12 protein-coding genes are annotated in these 15,947 nt (G+C 68.4%); 8 read left to right on the top strand and 4 right to left on the bottom strand.

The genetic code is table 11. The annotated features are described in order from the left end of the window. Positions 1-296: 296 nt before the first annotated feature. The 5 genes from ACWFR4_RS15305 to ACWFR4_RS15285 all read left to right on the top strand — a co-directional run bounded on the left by ACWFR4_RS15305 (position 297) and on the right by ACWFR4_RS15285 (position 7,542). Positions 297-3,080: an ABC transporter permease subunit gene (locus ACWFR4_RS15305; protein WP_453652802.1), complete on the top strand. Its 2,784-nt coding sequence runs from the start codon at positions 297-299 to the stop codon at positions 3,078-3,080. Continuing rightward, on the top strand, positions 3,077-3,847 hold the full coding sequence (locus tag ACWFR4_RS15300; protein ID WP_382709207.1) for an ABC transporter ATP-binding protein: 771 nt from the start codon (positions 3,077-3,079) through the stop codon (positions 3,845-3,847). Before ACWFR4_RS15305 ends, ACWFR4_RS15300 begins: the two co-directional genes overlap by 4 nt. A gap of 96 nt (positions 3,848-3,943) precedes the next feature. Then, positions 3,944-4,996 carry a DUF7064 domain-containing protein gene (locus ACWFR4_RS15295; protein ID WP_382709209.1) on the top strand — a complete coding sequence of 351 codons (1,053 nt, stop codon included), beginning with the start codon at positions 3,944-3,946 and terminating at the stop codon, positions 4,994-4,996. Positions 4,997-5,031: 35 nt separating this feature from the next. Then, on the top strand, positions 5,032-6,147 hold the full coding sequence (locus ACWFR4_RS15290; protein WP_453468251.1) for a phosphotransferase family protein: 1,116 nt from the start codon (positions 5,032-5,034) through the stop codon (positions 6,145-6,147). Between the two features lie 90 nt (positions 6,148-6,237). Next, a complete protein-coding gene (locus ACWFR4_RS15285) occupies positions 6,238-7,542 on the top strand; it encodes an amidohydrolase family protein (protein ID WP_382709213.1) in 1,305 nt (434 codons plus the stop codon). 79 nt (positions 7,543-7,621) lie between these two features. On the opposite strand, the gene ACWFR4_RS15280 is transcribed toward ACWFR4_RS15285, so the two are convergent. From ACWFR4_RS15280 to ACWFR4_RS15265, 4 genes are all read right to left on the bottom strand, one after another. Beyond that, on the bottom strand, positions 7,622-8,632 hold the full coding sequence (locus tag ACWFR4_RS15280; RefSeq protein ID WP_453652800.1) for an aldo/keto reductase: 1,011 nt from the start codon (positions 8,630-8,632) through the stop codon (positions 7,622-7,624). 118 nt (positions 8,633-8,750) lie between these two features. Continuing rightward, positions 8,751-9,143 (bottom strand): nuclear transport factor 2 family protein, encoded by a 393-nt coding sequence (locus ACWFR4_RS15275; protein WP_453465862.1) that lies wholly within the window; start codon positions 9,141-9,143, stop codon positions 8,751-8,753. Positions 9,144-9,236: 93 nt separating this feature from the next. Beyond that, entirely contained in the window at positions 9,237-10,352 is a 1,116-nt protein-coding gene (locus tag ACWFR4_RS15270) for an NDMA-dependent alcohol dehydrogenase (protein WP_453465863.1), read from the bottom strand. A 63-nt stretch (positions 10,353-10,415) separates the two neighbouring features. Further along, on the bottom strand, positions 10,416-11,894 hold the full coding sequence (locus ACWFR4_RS15265; protein WP_453652855.1) for an aldehyde dehydrogenase family protein: 1,479 nt from the start codon (positions 11,892-11,894) through the stop codon (positions 10,416-10,418). Positions 11,895-12,271: 377 nt separating this feature from the next. On the opposite strand from ACWFR4_RS15265, the gene ACWFR4_RS15260 reads away from it, so the two are divergent. The 3 genes from ACWFR4_RS15260 (at position 12,272) to ACWFR4_RS15250 (ending at position 15,878) form a co-directional block, all read left to right on the top strand. Next, the gene (locus ACWFR4_RS15260; protein WP_384662992.1) at positions 12,272-12,475 is read left to right on the top strand and encodes a ferredoxin; all 204 of its coding nucleotides are present in this window, start codon (positions 12,272-12,274) and stop codon (positions 12,473-12,475) included. A 192-nt stretch (positions 12,476-12,667) separates the two neighbouring features. After that, complete coding sequence (locus ACWFR4_RS15255) at positions 12,668-13,861, top strand: cytochrome P450 (RefSeq protein ID WP_453652798.1); 1,194 nt, start codon at positions 12,668-12,670, stop codon at positions 13,859-13,861. A gap of 769 nt (positions 13,862-14,630) precedes the next feature. Beyond that, on the top strand, positions 14,631-15,878 hold the full coding sequence (locus ACWFR4_RS15250) for an ABC transporter substrate-binding protein (protein ID WP_453652796.1): 1,248 nt from the start codon (positions 14,631-14,633) through the stop codon (positions 15,876-15,878). Positions 15,879-15,947: the final 69 nt, after the last annotated feature.

The raw sequence follows: 15,947 nt of genomic DNA, 5'->3' as shown, positions 1-15,947 counted from the left end.
CGACGGTGTAGCTTCTGGCCACCAAGGCGAACGCCGCCAGCCTGCTGCCGGGTCACACGGGCACGGCAGGCGGCGGGCTCGCCGGAGCGCGGCTGCGTGGTCCGGCGGTAGGCCGACCGATGCTCCATCGGATGTGTGCGTGCTGGGACGGGTCTCGGCATGCCCATCGCGGGGTTGTCGCCGGCGTTTGTCCGCACCATCGCATGCGTCATCGACTCATTCGGGCGGGACGGGCTCGGCATGCGCCGGCCCGGTCGTCCCAGCGGATCACGAGCCCGTCGAAGGGATGATCCTGAGTGGACCAATTTGTTCTTTTCGCGATCCTTGGCCTCGGGGCGGGCGCGGCCTACGCGCTCATCGCCCAAGGCCTGATCCTGGTGCACCGCGCGAGCGGCGTCGTCAATTTCGCGCAGAGCGCGGTGGCGATGATCACCGCGTGCTTCTATGTGTGGCTCACCGACCACGGCCTCTCCACGGTGGCCGCGGCGATTGTCGCCGTGCCGGCCGCCGGCGTCCTGGGAGCCGTCATCCAGCGGCTGGTGATGCGGCCGCTCGTGCGCGCACCGTTGCTGGCGAAGCTCGTGGCCACGCTGGGCATCGTGTTGCTCCTCCAGGCCGGAGCGGGAATGCTGTTCGGCTACGACGCCCAGAGCGTTCCGTCGCTGCTGCCGACGAGCACGGTGCACCTGTTCGGCATCGACATCGGCCGGGACCGGATCATCCTTTGCGCCATCGCCCTCGTCCTCGCCGCTGCGCTGAGCTGGTTCGCGCACCGCACCACGCCGGGATCCCTCTTCCGGGCCGCCTCCGATTCCGAGGAAGGCATCGCGATCCTGGGCTACTCCCAGAACACCGTGGCCTTCACCACCTGGGTCGTCGGGTCGATGCTCGCCGGCTTCGCGGGCATCATGGTCACCCCGATCACCTCTCTGAACGCCACGACCACCATCCTCCTCATCATCCCGGCGCTGTCCGTGACGCTCCTGGCGGGCTTCAGGTCGTTCTGGACGGCCACGATCGCCGGACTCGTGCTGGGCATCGCACTGTCGGAGATCGCCGGCTACTGGAACATCGCCTCGCCGAGCATCGACGGCATGCAGCAGGCCGTGCCGTTCTTGCTGATCATCGCCGTGATGGTCGTCCGGGGCAGGGTGATTCCGGGCCGGGCCACGATCACCCTGGGTCGCCCGCCTCTCGCGCCTCCGGCCCGCGCGCATCCGGTCGTGCTTGCCGCCGTGGTGGTCGCCGTGGTGGCCGTGACGTCCGTGGTGAGCAACTCCTACCAGACAGCGATATCGGTCGGCTTGATCTCGGCCGTCATCGCGCTGTCGCTGGTCGTCCTGACCGGATACGTCGGGCAGATCTCGCTGGCCCAGATGACCTTCGCGGGCCTCGGCGCATGGTTCTGTTCGCGGTTCGCCGCGGACATGGGGATCCCCTTCCCCATCCCGATCATCCTTGCGGGACTCGCTACGGGGGTCTGCGGCCTGCTGCTCGGACTGCCGGCCCTGCGCGTGCGCGGGGTCAGCCTGGCCGTGGTCACGCTGGGCGCGGCGGTGGCGGTGAGCTCCCTGATCTTCGGTGACGCGAAACTCACGGGCGGCCTCTCCGGCATCCACGTGCCGTCCCCGGAGATGTTCGGGTATTCGCTCGACGGCATCACCCATCCGTTCCGCTACACCATGACGGTGCTCGTTGTGCTGACCTTGTGCGTCGCCGGCGTCGCTTGGCTACGCAGAAGCCGCCTGGGCCTCATGATGCTGGCGGTGCGCGACAACGAGCGGGCGGCCGCGGCCGAAGCCGTCAACACCGTCCGCACGAAGCTCATCGCCTTCGGTATCGCCTCGTTCCTGGCCGGAATCGCCGGAGCGCTCTTCGGCTACCTCTACGGACACCTGTCCTTCGACTCGTTCGCGCCGCTCGCCTCGGTGACCTTCGTGACGACGGCCTACATCGGCGGTATCGGCAGCATCGCGGGCGCGGTGGTCGCCGGCCTTCTCTCGGCGGGTGGACCGCTGTTCGCGCTGTTTTCCAGTAGCGCCTCGGTCGACCGCTACCAGGCGCTGATCGCGGGCGTCGGCGTGGTGCTGACCGCCGTACTGAACCCGGACGGCGTCGCCCCCGAATTCAACCGGAACTACAAGGCACTGCTGGCGAGATGGCGGCTCGGCCGGCAGGCGGGCACTCCCGGCTCGGACGCTGCCCTCGCGTCGGCCGCCGGCCAGGTGACCACGGGCTACTCGGGCCCGGCCGGCCTGTCCGTGGCTGACCGCGTGGCACAGCGGCGTCAAGACGGCGGTTCCGTCCGGGGGAACGGAACGCCGCTGCTGGAGGCCCGCGACATCCGTGTCACGTTCGGGAGCGTCCGCGCGGTCGACGGCGTGGACCTGATCGTGCGGCCGGGTTCACTGATCGGGCTGATCGGGCCGAACGGCGCCGGCAAGACGACGCTCATCGACGCGCTCTGCGGCTTCGTGCCGTCGACGGGGACCGTGCGTTTCGGTGATGAGAGTGTCGAGGACCGGCCGCCCCACGCGCGAGCGCGCATGGGTCTGCGGCGCACGTTCCAGAACACCGAGCTGTTCGAGGACCTGACGATCCGTGAGAATCTCGTCGTCCCAGCGCACGCGCACGACGAAGCGGGTGAAGCGGGCCCGTTCTCGGTCGGCGAGCTGCTGCGTCTGGTGGGCTTGGCGGGCAAAGCCGACTGCTACCCGCGCGAACTGTCCAACGGCGAGACCAAGCTCGCCGGGCTGGCACGTTCCTTGCGTGGCCGGCCGCGCCTGCTCCTGCTGGACGAACCCGCCGCCGGGCTCGACTCCGCGGAGAGCCAGGAGCTCGGCCTGCGCCTGTTGTCGTTGCTGGACCTGGGCATATCGATGGTGCTGGTGGACCACGACCTGGAACTGGTGATGGGCATCTGCGACGAGGTCGTCGTCCTCGACCGCGGTGGGCTGCTCGCCTCGGGGCCGCCGGACGCCGTCCGGTGCGACCCGGCGGTACGCACCGCCTACATCGGCGTGACCGAAGACGGGGCGGAACTGCCGTCGAGTGGAGAACCGGAGGTGACGCGCTCATGACGACAGCAACCGAACCGGCGGCGGCACCGGCCGACGTCCTCAGCGTCCGGCAACTGCACGCCGGACACGGTGGACTGACCGTGGTGCGCGACGTCGATCTCACCGTACGGTCCGGTGAGGTCGTGGCCCTGCTCGGACCGAACGGTGCCGGGAAGACGACCATCCTCAAGACGATCGCCGGACTGCTGCCGGCCATCCAGGGGAAGATCCTCGTCATGGGGGAGCGGCCTTCGGTACGCCGTCCTCATCTGACCGCGCGCCGGGGCCTGGCCTACGTCCCCGACGACCGCTGCCTGTTCGCCGGCCTCACGACCCTGCAGAACCTGCGGCTCGCAGCGCGCCGGACGCGCAGCGACGTCGACTCGGTGTTCGCCTATCTCCCTGAGCTGGAGCCGCTGGCCAAGCGTGAGGCCGGACTGCTCTCCGGGGGCGAGCAGCAAATGCTCGCCATCGCCCGGGCGTTGCTCCAGAATCCGCAACTGCTGATGATCGACGAGATGAGTATGGGCCTGGCACCCGTGATCGTCGAACGTCTGCTGGCCGTGACCCGCCAGGTCGCCGACGAACTCAAGATCAGCGTTCTCATTGTCGAACAGCACGTACGGCTGGCACTCGGCATCGCCGACAGCGCCTACGTCATCAGTCACGGAACACAAACCATGCACGGCAGCGCCCAGGACGTCGCCGGCCGGATCGAGGCGATCGAGGCCAGCTACCTGGGCGATGCGAACGACCGTCGCCCGGGAAGAGCGGGCGACGGCTGGTAGCACCGGCATCCCGAGACCGCAGCGGACGGCCGGAGCCGGCGCAACGGTCCCCGGCAGGATCACTTTCGGGCAGCGTTCACTAAGGAGTACACAGCAATGCCGCGTTTCGAACACCGCGTAAGCGCCGAGGACGACGCTCTGCACGAAGTGCGCGAGGACATTCCGATGTGGAGCGAGAGCGTCCTCATCACCGGTCACGATCCCGGCACCGGCATCTCGGTCTACGGGCACCTCGTCCTGCTGGAGACGCAGGTCTGGGAGGCCATCTTCTCGGTCTACCTCCCCAACGGGGAGATCCTCACCGACCGCTCCTACAGCCGGCACGATCCGGTCGACAGGCGGACCGGTCAGATGGTCGTCAAGCCGATCGAACCGCTGGAGACATGGCAGTTCGGCTTCGACGGCATGGCCCGGCGGGTCCTGCAGTCCGACCTGGCCCGCGGCCCGCTCGGCGGCGGTGCGGTGACCCGCCTGGAAGTCGACCTCGTCTGCGAGGGAACGTCGCCCACGTGGGGGCGCGGCATGAAGACCGACACCACGACGATGAACGCCGACGACCAGAACCCGGCGGTCAGTGGCAGCGGCCTGCACCTGGAGCAGTCCCTCCGTCTCACCGGAACGATCCGCTTCGACAGGCACACGATCGATTACAACGGCGTCGGTCACCGGGACCACTCGTGCGGGCCGCGGGCGCGGAGCAACCAGTGGCGGGTGGCGTGGGCCAACGCCTCTTTCCCGAGCGGGCGCACGTTCCACGGACTCAACGTGTACGTGGTGGGACGCCCGACCTACGCGCGCGGTTACGTGTGGGACGGCACGACCATGGAGAACATCCACGACTTCGACGGCCCGGCGCTCATCGGCCCCACCGGCGAACCCCGCGACTTCGGTGCGCGTTTTGAGACCTCGGCAGGTCCGCAGGTCCTGACGGGCGAACTGCTCGGCAGCATGCCGACGACCGGATACATGCCGCAAGGCGCGACCGTCGGCGCCGAACCGGCGGGCCACGTCGCCGTGGACGGGCCGGCGAAGTGGATCTGGGACGGCGAGGTCGGCTACGGCTGGGCCCAGCGCACCTGGATCAGGGGCGGCTGGGACGAGGTCCGCGAATCCGATCGCCCAGCCATCTATGTCAGCCGTCGACCCTGACCCGTCATGTCCCGACGTCCCGAGGCAGAGCGCCGATGACCGAATCACCCGTGAAGAACAATGGACGGAACAACCTGCTGGACACCTCGTGGCGTCCGGACGCGGACGAGCTGACACGGCGGCTGAGCGGCTGGATCGCGCAGCGCTTTCCCGCCGGCAGCCGGCTTACGCAGGCGGCCTTTCCCGAGGAGGGCGGCTCCAGCCTCAACCTGATGTTCTCGGTCGAGGACCGGGAGCAGCGGACGGGCCGCTATGTGGCCCGGATGTCCTCGCCCGACCCGCAGCACCAGACCTTTCCCGACGAGAGTCTCGAACGCGAGGCGCGCATCATGCGGGTCGTTCGCCGGCACACGGGTCTGCCCGTGCCGGAGATCCTGCACTACGAGGACGACCGCTCCTGGCTGGGAACACCGTTCTTGGTGATGCCGCGCATCGATGGCCGCCCATGGCCGAGTGACCCCCCGTACAACTTCAGTGGCTGGGTGCTCGATTCCTCGCCCGAGGATCGATCCGCCATGCAGCGTCAGCTGGTCGCCGTCCTCGCCGAACTGCACCAGATCACCGCCGACAAGTTCGATCTGCGCGAGTTCGAACGGCCCCACCTGGGACGCGATCCGCTGGAATGCCAGGTCAACTACGTTCGGCAGCTGTACGAGTGGGGCCGTTCCGGCGTTCGGTACCCCTTGCTGGAGACGGCACTGGAACTCCTGTCGTCGAACCTGCCCCGGCGCAGCGAGCCGGCCTGCGTCAACTGGGGCGACAGCCGGGCCGGCAATCTGCTGTTCCACAACGGGCGCGTCACGGCCGTGCTCGACTGGGAGGGTGCCGCCCTCGGACATCCCGAAGCCGACGTGGCATTTGTGTGCCTGATGCACCGCTACTACCAGCAGCGGGCAGAGGCTCTCGGCATCCGGGGCATCCCGGATGCGTTCCGGCCGGCCGACCTGGCCGCCGAGTACGCCAGCCTGACGGGTCGACAACTGGACGACCTGTCGTGGTACGAGACGCTCGGGGCCGCCCGCGCGGCCGCCATCCAGGTGCGCGTGGTGACCCGGTCCGGGGCCCGCGGGGCGGCGCACAGTTCCGATCCGGACAAGGCGCTCAGCATCGCACCGGTCCTGCGTGACCTGACGGCGCACATGGCCCGCTGAGCCGTCACAGAGTTCCACCTCCTGATTGATCAAGTAATCAGGCCCGCCGGGGCGGTTGAGACCCCGAGCGGGCCGGAGAGGTTCACTGCCATGGCCCAAGAATCCCCGGAAAGCACCGAGCTGCGCGACGACGAGCACTACGTCGTCATCTCCTCGGACAGCCACGCCGGTGCCGACCTCCGCGACTACAAGCCCTACCTGGAGAAGAAGTGGCATGACGACTTCGACGCCTGGGCGGACGCGTACTCGAACCCGTGGGACTTCGTCGACCCGCGGCTGGAGCGGGAGGACTTCGACTTCGGCGACGAGGAGATCCTCACCGGCGCGGCCTCGTGGCACAGCGCGCTGAGCTGGGACTCGCCACGCCGCGTCCTGCACATGGACCAGGACGGCGTCGCGGCCGAGGTCATCTTCCCTAACACCGCGCCACCGTTCATGCCGGGCTCGGTGTTCGCCAGCACCGGCCCGGCTACGAGGACCGAGTACGAGCAGCGATGGGCGGGGCTGCGGGCGCACAACCGGTGGCTCGTCGACTTCTGCGCCGAGGCCCCCGGACGCCGAGCGGGCATCGCCCAGGTGTCGCTGTTCGACATCGACGACGCGGTGGCCGAAGTCCGCAAGACCAAGGAGATGGGGCTCACCGGCGGCATCCTGCTGCCGATGGACAGCCCGCTGAGCGATGCTCCGCCGCTGTACGTCTCCGACCTCGAACCGCTGTGGCAGGTCTGCGCCGAACTCGACGTTCCGGTGCACAAGCACGCGCCGGTGCCGCCGCAGCTGCCGCACGCCGAACGGGGCGGGCCGGGCATGATCGCGATCAGCGCGGTCGAGAACCACTTCTACAACCGCCGGGGAATCGCCCACCTGATCTTCTCGGGCGTGCTCGAGCGCTTCCCGACGCTCCGGGTCATCCTCACGGAGGGCGGCGCGGGGTGGATTCCGGAGCATCTGAAGCAGTTGGACACCGTCTATGCGCACGGCAAGGACGCCTCGGGGTTCCGGCGCTTCCTGCAGCCCGCGGTGGAGCCCCTGTCGCTGAAGCCGAGCGAGTACTTCCAGCGCAACTTCTTCATCGGCGCCAGCCTGTTCCTGCCCTCGGAGGCGGCGCAGCGCCATGAGATCGGCGTCGACAAGATCATGTGGGGTGTCGACTACCCCCACTCCGAGGGCACGTTCCCCTACTCGCGGGAAGCGATCTCGCACACCTTCGCAGACGTATCGCCGGTCGAGGTGCGGGCCATGCTCGGGACCACGGCGGGGAAGGTGTTCGGCTTCGACATGGAGCTGCTCCAGCGGGTGGCGGACCGGGTTGGTCCGACCGTGGCCGACGTACGGACCCGGCCGGCCAGGCTGCCGAAGGTGCCGAGCGAGTCGATGAGCCCGGTGTTCGCCTGACCGCGGAGGTGGCGTGCCGGCGTCCGGGGTCCCGCCTTTGGCCAGGCGGGATCCCGGACGCCGGCAGGACCGGCCGCGGTCAGGCCTGCGCGGGGGAGACCCGCGCACCGGCTTTGGCGTCGGCGCCGTAGCGGTCGCCGTGGACGTGCTGCGCGAGCGTGTCCAGCCGGCTCCTCTCGTCCGCGGAAAGGTGCAGATCGGGAGTCTGCGCGTTGTCTTCTACGTAGGCGATGCGCCGCGTGCCCGGAATGGGGACCACCGGCTGCTCGCGGGACACCAGCCACGCCAGAGCCACGCGTCCAGGCGTCGCGCCGTGGTGCAGAGCGATGTCCCGGACCACGGACACGAGGGTGTTGTTGGCAGTCCGGTGTTCGGCGTCCAGACGTGGGAACCGCCCCCCGGCCCGGGTGTCCGAGCCGTCCGCCGAGCCGGGAGGCGGCAGCGTGTCCGCCAGCAGACCGCGCACGAGAGGCGCGTAGGCAAGGAACCCGATGCCCGCCTCGGCGCACACCCCGAGGACTTCGTCCTCGACGGCGCGCTCCAGCAGGGAGTATTCGCTCTGCAGGCTGGCGATGGGGTGCACTGCGTGCGCGCGCCGAATGTCCGCCGACTCCGCTTCGGACAGCCCGAGATACCGGACTTTGCCCTCGGCGACCAATTCGGCCATCGCACCCACGGTCTCCTCGATGGGCACGAGGGGATCGACGCGATGCTGCTGGTACAGGTCGATCGTATCGACGCCCAGCCGGCGCAGGCTCGCCTCACAAGCGGCCCGGACGTACTCGGGACGTCCGTCAACATTCCGCTCGCCTGAGCGACAGCCCTGCCCGTCACGGACGAACCCGAACTTCGTCGCAATGACGACCTCGTCGCGGTGTCCCCGAACGGCCCGTCCGACGAGTTCCTCGTTGCCTCCGGAACCGTAGACATCCGCCGTGTCCAGCAGCGTGATGCCGACCTCCATGGCGCGGCGGATCGTCGCCATGCTCTCGGAGTCATCGGCCGGACCGTAGAGCCCTGACATTGCCATGCAGCCCAGGCCCACGGCCGAGACCTCAGGTCCGGCGGTGCCAAGTCGAAGTGTCTTCACGGTGTGTCCGATCTTTCCTCGTGGCCGTCGAAGCCGGCGTTGTGAATGAGGCTGCGCACGTACGACGGCGGAGTTCGCGGACGACTCCGCGAACTCCGCACAAAGCGCGACCGGCGAGTCACGTGCTGGACACGTCCACCTTCCAGCGCGGCACGTAGGTGCGGCTGACGAACCGCCAGCCGAGGTCGGTCCTGCGCACGACATCGTGGTAGTCGCCGCCGTTGAAGCCGCCCTCGCGGGCGAAGAACCCCTTGGTGACGACCTTCACCGTGCCGTCGGGCTGTTCCCCCTCCACGATGACGTTCAGCGCGTGGTGCCCGTCCGGGTGCGGGTAGTCGTACCAGAACTTCGCGATCTCCTCGATGCCGCGGTAGACGCCCAGCGTGGGACCGCTGTCGACGACCGCGTCGGGGAGGAAGATCTTGTCCAGGTCGGCCCAGTTGCGCGTGTCGAGAATGTGGCAGTACCGGGAGACGAGCTCGTGGATCTCGACCTTGTCGACGCTGTCCATGGCGTCCTTTCTGTTCGGTACCCCGGCGCCGGTGCCGGGGCGGATGCCCCCGCGGGGATGGCGGACGGGCTTCTTCCCCCGCCCGCCCGTGACTCAGAAGGCGATGACGCCGCGGAGGTTCAGGCCCTTGTGCATGTCCTCGTATCCGCGGTTGATGTCGTCGAGCTTGTAGGTGCGGGTGATGAGGTCGTCGAGCGGCAGCCGGCCGGCCCGGTACAGAGCGTAGATCCGCTCGATGTCGGCGAGCGGGCGCGTCAGCCCCATCACCACGCCGATCAGGTTCTTCGCCGACATGGCGAACTCGACCAGCGGCAGACTCACCGTGTCCTCGGTGGCCGGCGCGACGGCCGTCACGACGACGTTGCCGCCCTTGCTCACCAGGCGGCTCACGGGCCCGATCATGTCGCCGTGCAGCACGCCCACCGTGATGATTGCGGCGTCGGCCATCCGGTTGCGGGTCAGTTCGGAGACGATGCCCTGAGCCTCCTCGACGCTCGCCGCGGTGTGGGTGGCACCGAACTTCAGTGCCTGCTCGCGCTTGAAGGCAACCGGGTCCACCGCCACGATGTTCGCGGCACCCGAGACGACGGCGCCCATCACCGCACTCATACCGATCCCGCCGGTGCCGACCACGACCAGGGTGTCGCCGTCGCGGATGTCGGCGGCGCGGACCGCCGAGCCGTACCCGGTGATGACACCGCAGCTGGTCACCGCCGCGACCTGCGCCGGGATGTCGCGCTCGTAGCGCTGGACACGGATCTCTTGCACCAGCGTGTACTCGGAGAAGGTGCCGAGCTGGCCGTACGCCCCGATGTCACGACCGTCGGAGGTGGTGAACGCGAACGTGCCGTCCGCGCGGGCGCCGGTCATGACGTCGAGGTTCTTGTCGCACAGGTACGTGCGTCCGTCCGCGCAGTAGCGGCACGCGCCGCACGTCGGCAGCGGAAGCAGCATCACCGGGTCGCCGACGGCCACACGGTCGACTCCCTCGCCGACCGCGACGACGACGCCCGCGCCCTCGTGCCCTCCGACCACGGGCAGATTGGCGGGAAAGTCGCCGGTCACATTGTGATCGTCGCTGTGGCACAGCCCGGCATATTCCAGCTTCACGAGGACCTCGCCCGCCCTGGGGTCGGGGAGGGTGCAGTCGACTATCTCCCAGGGGCGGCCGACTTCCCAACACACGGCGGCTCGGGTACGCGTAGACATTTTGGCCTCTCCTTTGAGGTGACGTCGGTGGATCGGGGACGGCCGCCTGGGCCTGTCGCCCGCCTACAGCCGAATGAAGACAGACTTCAGCTCGGTGAAGTTGTCCAGTGACTTCTCGCCCAGTTCCCTCCCGATGCCCGACTGCTTGAAGCCGCCGAACGGGAAGGTGAGATCAAGTTCCGAGTACGTGTTCACCCAGACCACGCCTGCCCGCAGTCGGCGGGCCAGGCTGTGTGCGGTGGACACGTTGGACGTGGCGATTGCGGCGGCCAGCCCGTAGTCGGTGTCGTTCGCGATGCGGACGGCCTCGTCCACGTCCCGGAAGGGGATGAGTGCGGCGACCGGGCCGAAGATCTCCTCTCGGGCCAGGCGCATGCTGTTGTCGACGCCGGTGAAGACCGTCGGCTGCACGAAATAGCCGGGGCTGTCGTACTCGCCGCCGCCGATCGCGACCTCGGCGCCCTCCGCGCGGCCGATGGCGACGTAGGAGTTGACCCGGTCGAACTGCTCGGCGGAGACGACGGGGCCGAGCACCGTGTCCTCCGCGAACGGATCGCCGACCCTGAACTGCGCGAGGGCCTTGGCCAGTTCATCGGCGAATTCGTCGTGCACGGCCTCATGGACGAGGATGCGCGTGCCCGCGACGCAGACCTGCCCCGTGAGCATGGCGAACCCGGCGGCCGCGGCACGTGCTGCCGCCGCGATGTCCGCGTCGGGCATGATGATGTGCGGCGACTTGCCGCCCAGCTCCAGCGTGACCCGCTTGAGGTTGCCCTGTGAGGCCTGAAGGATTGCCTTTCCGGTGGCCGTCGAGCCGGTGAACGACACCTTGTCGACGCCCGGATGGGCGGCGATTGCGGCGCCGGCGGTGTGACCGAAGCCGGTGACGACGTTGAGGACTCCGCGTGGCAGACCCGTCTCCGTGATGATTTCCGCGAGCCGCAGCGCGCTCAGCGGTGTCTGTTCGGCCGGCTTCAGGATGACCGTGTTGCCGCACGCGAGCGCGGGTGCGATCTTCCAGGCCGCCATGGTGATCGGACCGTTCCACGGGATGATGCCCGCGCAGACGCCGACGGGTTCCCGCACGCTGTAGCAGTGCACCGAGGCGTCGACCGGGTTGACCGTGCCCGTCATCTTCGTCGGCCATCCGGCGTAGTACCGGAAGGTCTTCGCCGCGTCGGCCACCATGCCGCGGGTCAACGTGATCGGGATCCCGCCGTCGAGCGACTCAAGGGTGGCCAGTTCCTCGGCATGGGCGTCGATCGCGTCGGCGATGCGCAGCAGCACCATGGTCCGCTCGTGGGGGTTCATACCGGTCCAGGCCCCGTCCTCGAAGGCCCGGCCGGCGGCGGCGACGGCCCGGTCGACGTCGTCGGGACCGCCCGAGGCGACGGAGGCGAGCACCGTACCGTTCGCCGGATTGGTGGTCTCGAAAGTCTGGCCCGACGCCGCTCCGGTCCATGTGCCGTCGATCAGCATCGGTTTGGCTTCCGAGGTGGCGATGAAACCGGGCAGCGGCACAGCCGCGACCTCGACGCGCATTGTCACGGGTTAGCTCCTCACATGCCCGCGGGTGCCGGTCGCGATGAACGTCGACACGCGCATCATAAAGTGTGTGCATTTTTGCACTCCTACGAAAGCTAGGACGAGGTGCGCGGATGCGTCAAGAAGGGTGCAGGAAAAAATGATCTTTACGTCGCGGACGTGGTGCTTGAGGCCGGGATGTGCGTAGCGTGGCCCCGGACCGGGGGTCCGGTCACGCGTCGCCGGTCCGAGAGCACATCCCTTCCGCCCGGACCGCGTGGAGCATGACCGGGCCCAAATCCCAACGTATTCGGCGACGCCCGAGGGTGTGTCCCCGGTGTGTCCAGCCAACCGGGCGCTTGCTCGGCGCCGCCTACTTCCTTCAGGAGGCTGCCATGGCCTTGTCCATCGATTCGCAACGCTGCCAGGGGCACGGCCGGTGCGCGTTGATCAGTCCAGACCTGTTCGACGTCAGCGACGAGGGCCTCGGCGTCGTCCTGGTCCCGAGGCCCGCGCCGGAACACGCGGCCGACCTCACCCGGGCGATCGACAACTGCCCCGAGATGGCGATCAGCTACTCCGAGCACCCCGTCGGCTGACGTGTGCTCGGGGAAGTGTGACGCGCGGGAGCGACTGGCTGCGCCTCACTACTTGTGTAGGTAGTAATCGATTTGTAGCATCCGGGCGAATGCGTATGTCTCGCCCGGTCCACGTGACGGGGGTCCCTTTCCAGCACGCCGTCAGCGGCCACACGGTCCAACGGCGGCCGGGCAGTTACAACGGAGGTCGGTATGACCAGCCTGGACAATGAGAAGACAACGCCAGTCGGCGAACTCGCCCCACACTTCGATCTGTTCGATCCGGCGCACGGTGAACGACTGTGGGAGGTCATGTCCTACGCGCGATCGTCCTGCCCTGTCGTCAAGACCGACGCCGATGACGGCTACTACATCGTCACCCGCTACGACGACGTGCGCGCGGTGCTCGAGGATGCCGCCACCTTCAGCTCGGAGCAGGCGGGACTGCGCGGGGTGCCCATTGCGCAGCCCCCGCTCACCGAGGACCCGCCGAACCACCTCGAGTACCGCCGGGCGCTGAACCCGTACCTGTCGCGATCATTCCTCGCGCGCTACGAGGACGACATCCGTCGGCACGCGCGTGAGCTGCTCGACGATCTCGTTCCCCGCGGACGCTTCGAGTTCATGACCGACTTCGCCGTGCCGTTCACGTCCGGCAATCTGGCACGGGTCATCCTCGACGACCACAACAAGGAGCGCCTCGCGCGGGCGATCGAGCTGGCCACGGAGATCAGCAGTGCCGGCCGGCACGAGGCGTTCTTCGAGCTCGCCGACCTCGCCGAGGAGCTGCTGCGCGAACGCGCCGAGTCAGGCAGCCGGCGGGACGACATCCTGTCGGCGATCATCCGGGCCACCGTGCAAGGGCGGCCGCTCACCATCCAGGAGCAGGTCGGCGCCACCACCATTCTGTTCACCGGTGGTCTCGACACCACCAAGGCGGCTCTTGGCGGCATCGTCAAGCACCTCGCCGACGATCCGAGCCTCGAAAGCCGCCTCCGTGACCCGGGCTGGATCAAGGGCGACCTGGACGAGTTCCTCCGGCACGCATCACCCATCGCCTTCATGGCCAGGACCGTCACCCGGGACACCGAGATCGCCGGCTGCCCCCTGCGCCCCGGCGACCGGGTCGCCACCCACTACGCCTCGGCCAATCGCGACGAGACCCGCTTCGAGAACGCGGCGGAACTGCGCTTCGACCGAAAGCGCAACCCCCATGCGGCGTTCGGTCTCGGGCCGCACCGCTGTATCGGACTGCACTTCGCCCGGCTGCAGATCGAGGTCGGTTTCCAGGAACTGTTCAAGCGGATCACCAACATACGGGTGCCCGCCGGCGAGCAGGTCAGGTCCGCCACCGGCGTCGTGCTCACGCACGAGTACCTGCCGATCGAGTTCGACACCGTCGACTGAGCCGGAACGCCACCTTGTAGTCACGCCTTCGGGGACCCGTCGTCATCACGCTTTGGAAGGGAGCCGTCCGGGTGCCGCGCCGCCCCGTGCCCGGACGGTAGCCGCTCCCGCTTCGCGCGATCCATGTGCAGGGCCGGGGCGCCTGCGGCCGGGCCCGTCCTCTTCTGTGAGACGGGGGCGGAGTGTCGCGCGTCCTCGCGGAGTTCCGTCTTCGCGGCCCGCACATTCCCCACGCGCCGTCCCCGCCGCACGAGCACTGATCTCGCGCCCATTGCCGGATGCAGAGGCGGACGTACATACGCGCAGGGCTGATGGCTTCCCGTGAGTCGCCCCCGGGTTGCCTGGCGAGCTCAGGTGGCTGGTGTACCCACCGCCGCCGCTCCCATGCCACTCGGCGCCCCGCCCGGCGGATCCGCTGCCTGGCTCGGGCGCGGTCCGCTCCCCGGCGTCGCGCTGATCAGGTCGGCACTGGCTTCCCGACCTGCTTTCGCCGCAAGCATGTTTCCGATTCGTTGACGCTGGTAAGGCCCGGTGCTAGCGTCCGTGGCCGTACCTACTGAAGTAGTTACTCCTACGGCGCCCAGGGCAATCGGAGCCGACCCCCCTGGCCGCGCAGTCGCGAGGTGGACACCTGTGGAACGCGGGCACTCTGCTACCTCGCCCCGGGGATCCCCGCGTAGACCACCCCACCCCACGGGGGAGCTCTCCTGCGCTGGGCGAGCCCAATCCGCGCCCGCAGCGCGCTCCCTCAGAGAAGGGCGATCAAGGCATGAGGTTCAACCGCACACTCCCCGTCGTCGGCTTGCTGCTCGCGGGCTCGCTCACCGCCACCGCCTGCGGGTCCTCCGTCGCCGGCGGCGGATCGGACTCCAACACCGTGACGATCGGCATCATGACGCCGCTGAACGGTCCGGCCGCCTCCTCGTTCGGTCAGGAGACCGTGGACGCGGCCAAGGCACGCATAGATCTCGCCAACGCCGAGCACGAGATCCCGGGTGTCACCCTCAAGCTCGTGAGCGAGGATGAGGGATCAAGCCCGCAGACCTCACTGGCGGCGTTGCAGCGTCTGTCGGAGAAGGACCACGCCGACATAGTTCTGGCGGCCGGCGCCTTCTTCTTCGGCTCTTACCGCTACGCCGTGCAGAAGCGCATTCCGGTGGTCGGTGACTGTATCGACGGGCCGGAGTGCGCCGATCCGAAGAACACGAACATCTTCGCCACGTTCGGAAGCTCGGACAACAATTTCCCCAACTACACAGGAATCCCGGCCTTCTTCAAGAAGCAGGGCGGCACGCGGTACTGCGGGATCGGCTATGACTCCCCGTCAACGGTGTCCAACGGCAAGGCCATGGCCGGGTCGGTGAAGGCCGCAGGCATGCCGGTGCCGTACACCGACTTCACCTTGAAGCCGGGACAGGCCAACTTCAGCGCGATCGCGCTGTCGATCAAGAACGCGGGCTGCGACGTCGTCGGCACGCAGATGCAGGTCGGAGACAGCCTGGCGCTGTTCGCCGCGCTGAAGAACGCGGGTGTCACGCTGAAGGCGTCCTTCGTGCAGGGCGGATACGGCCAGGAGTTGATGGACAGCGCCGCGAGCGTCGCCGCCGCACAGGGCATCGACATTGCGGCCGGATACACGCCGTCTTCGCTGAAGACTCCGGGCGTCGAGCGGATGATGAACGCGCTCAAGACCTATGCCAAGTGGACCAAGCCATACCCGTCGGCCAGCCACGAGTGGGGTTGGTTCACCGCTGACACTGCGATCACCGGCCTCAAGGCCGCGGCCGCGGCCAAGGACGTCTCGGGCGAGGGGTTCGTCAAGGCACTTCGCAAGGTGACGAGCGACGACCATGGCGGCCTGACGTGCCCGGTCAACTACGCCACTTTCGGGGACACGCAACAGCAGTTCCCCGGCAACTGCACCTACATGGTCAAGGTCGTCGGCAAGAAATTCGTGTCCCTCACAGGAAAGGACGCGATCGGGATCAAGGCCATTGCCGGCACCAAGAACGGGTGACCCGGAGCAGGGCGATCGCCGACACCACGAACGAGTGAGAAGTGGCCGCTCGCCCTCGCCGGGCCAAGC

Source organism: Streptomyces sp. NPDC055140 (assembly GCF_053607285.1).
This window is presented reverse-complemented; position numbering and strand designations above follow the sequence as displayed.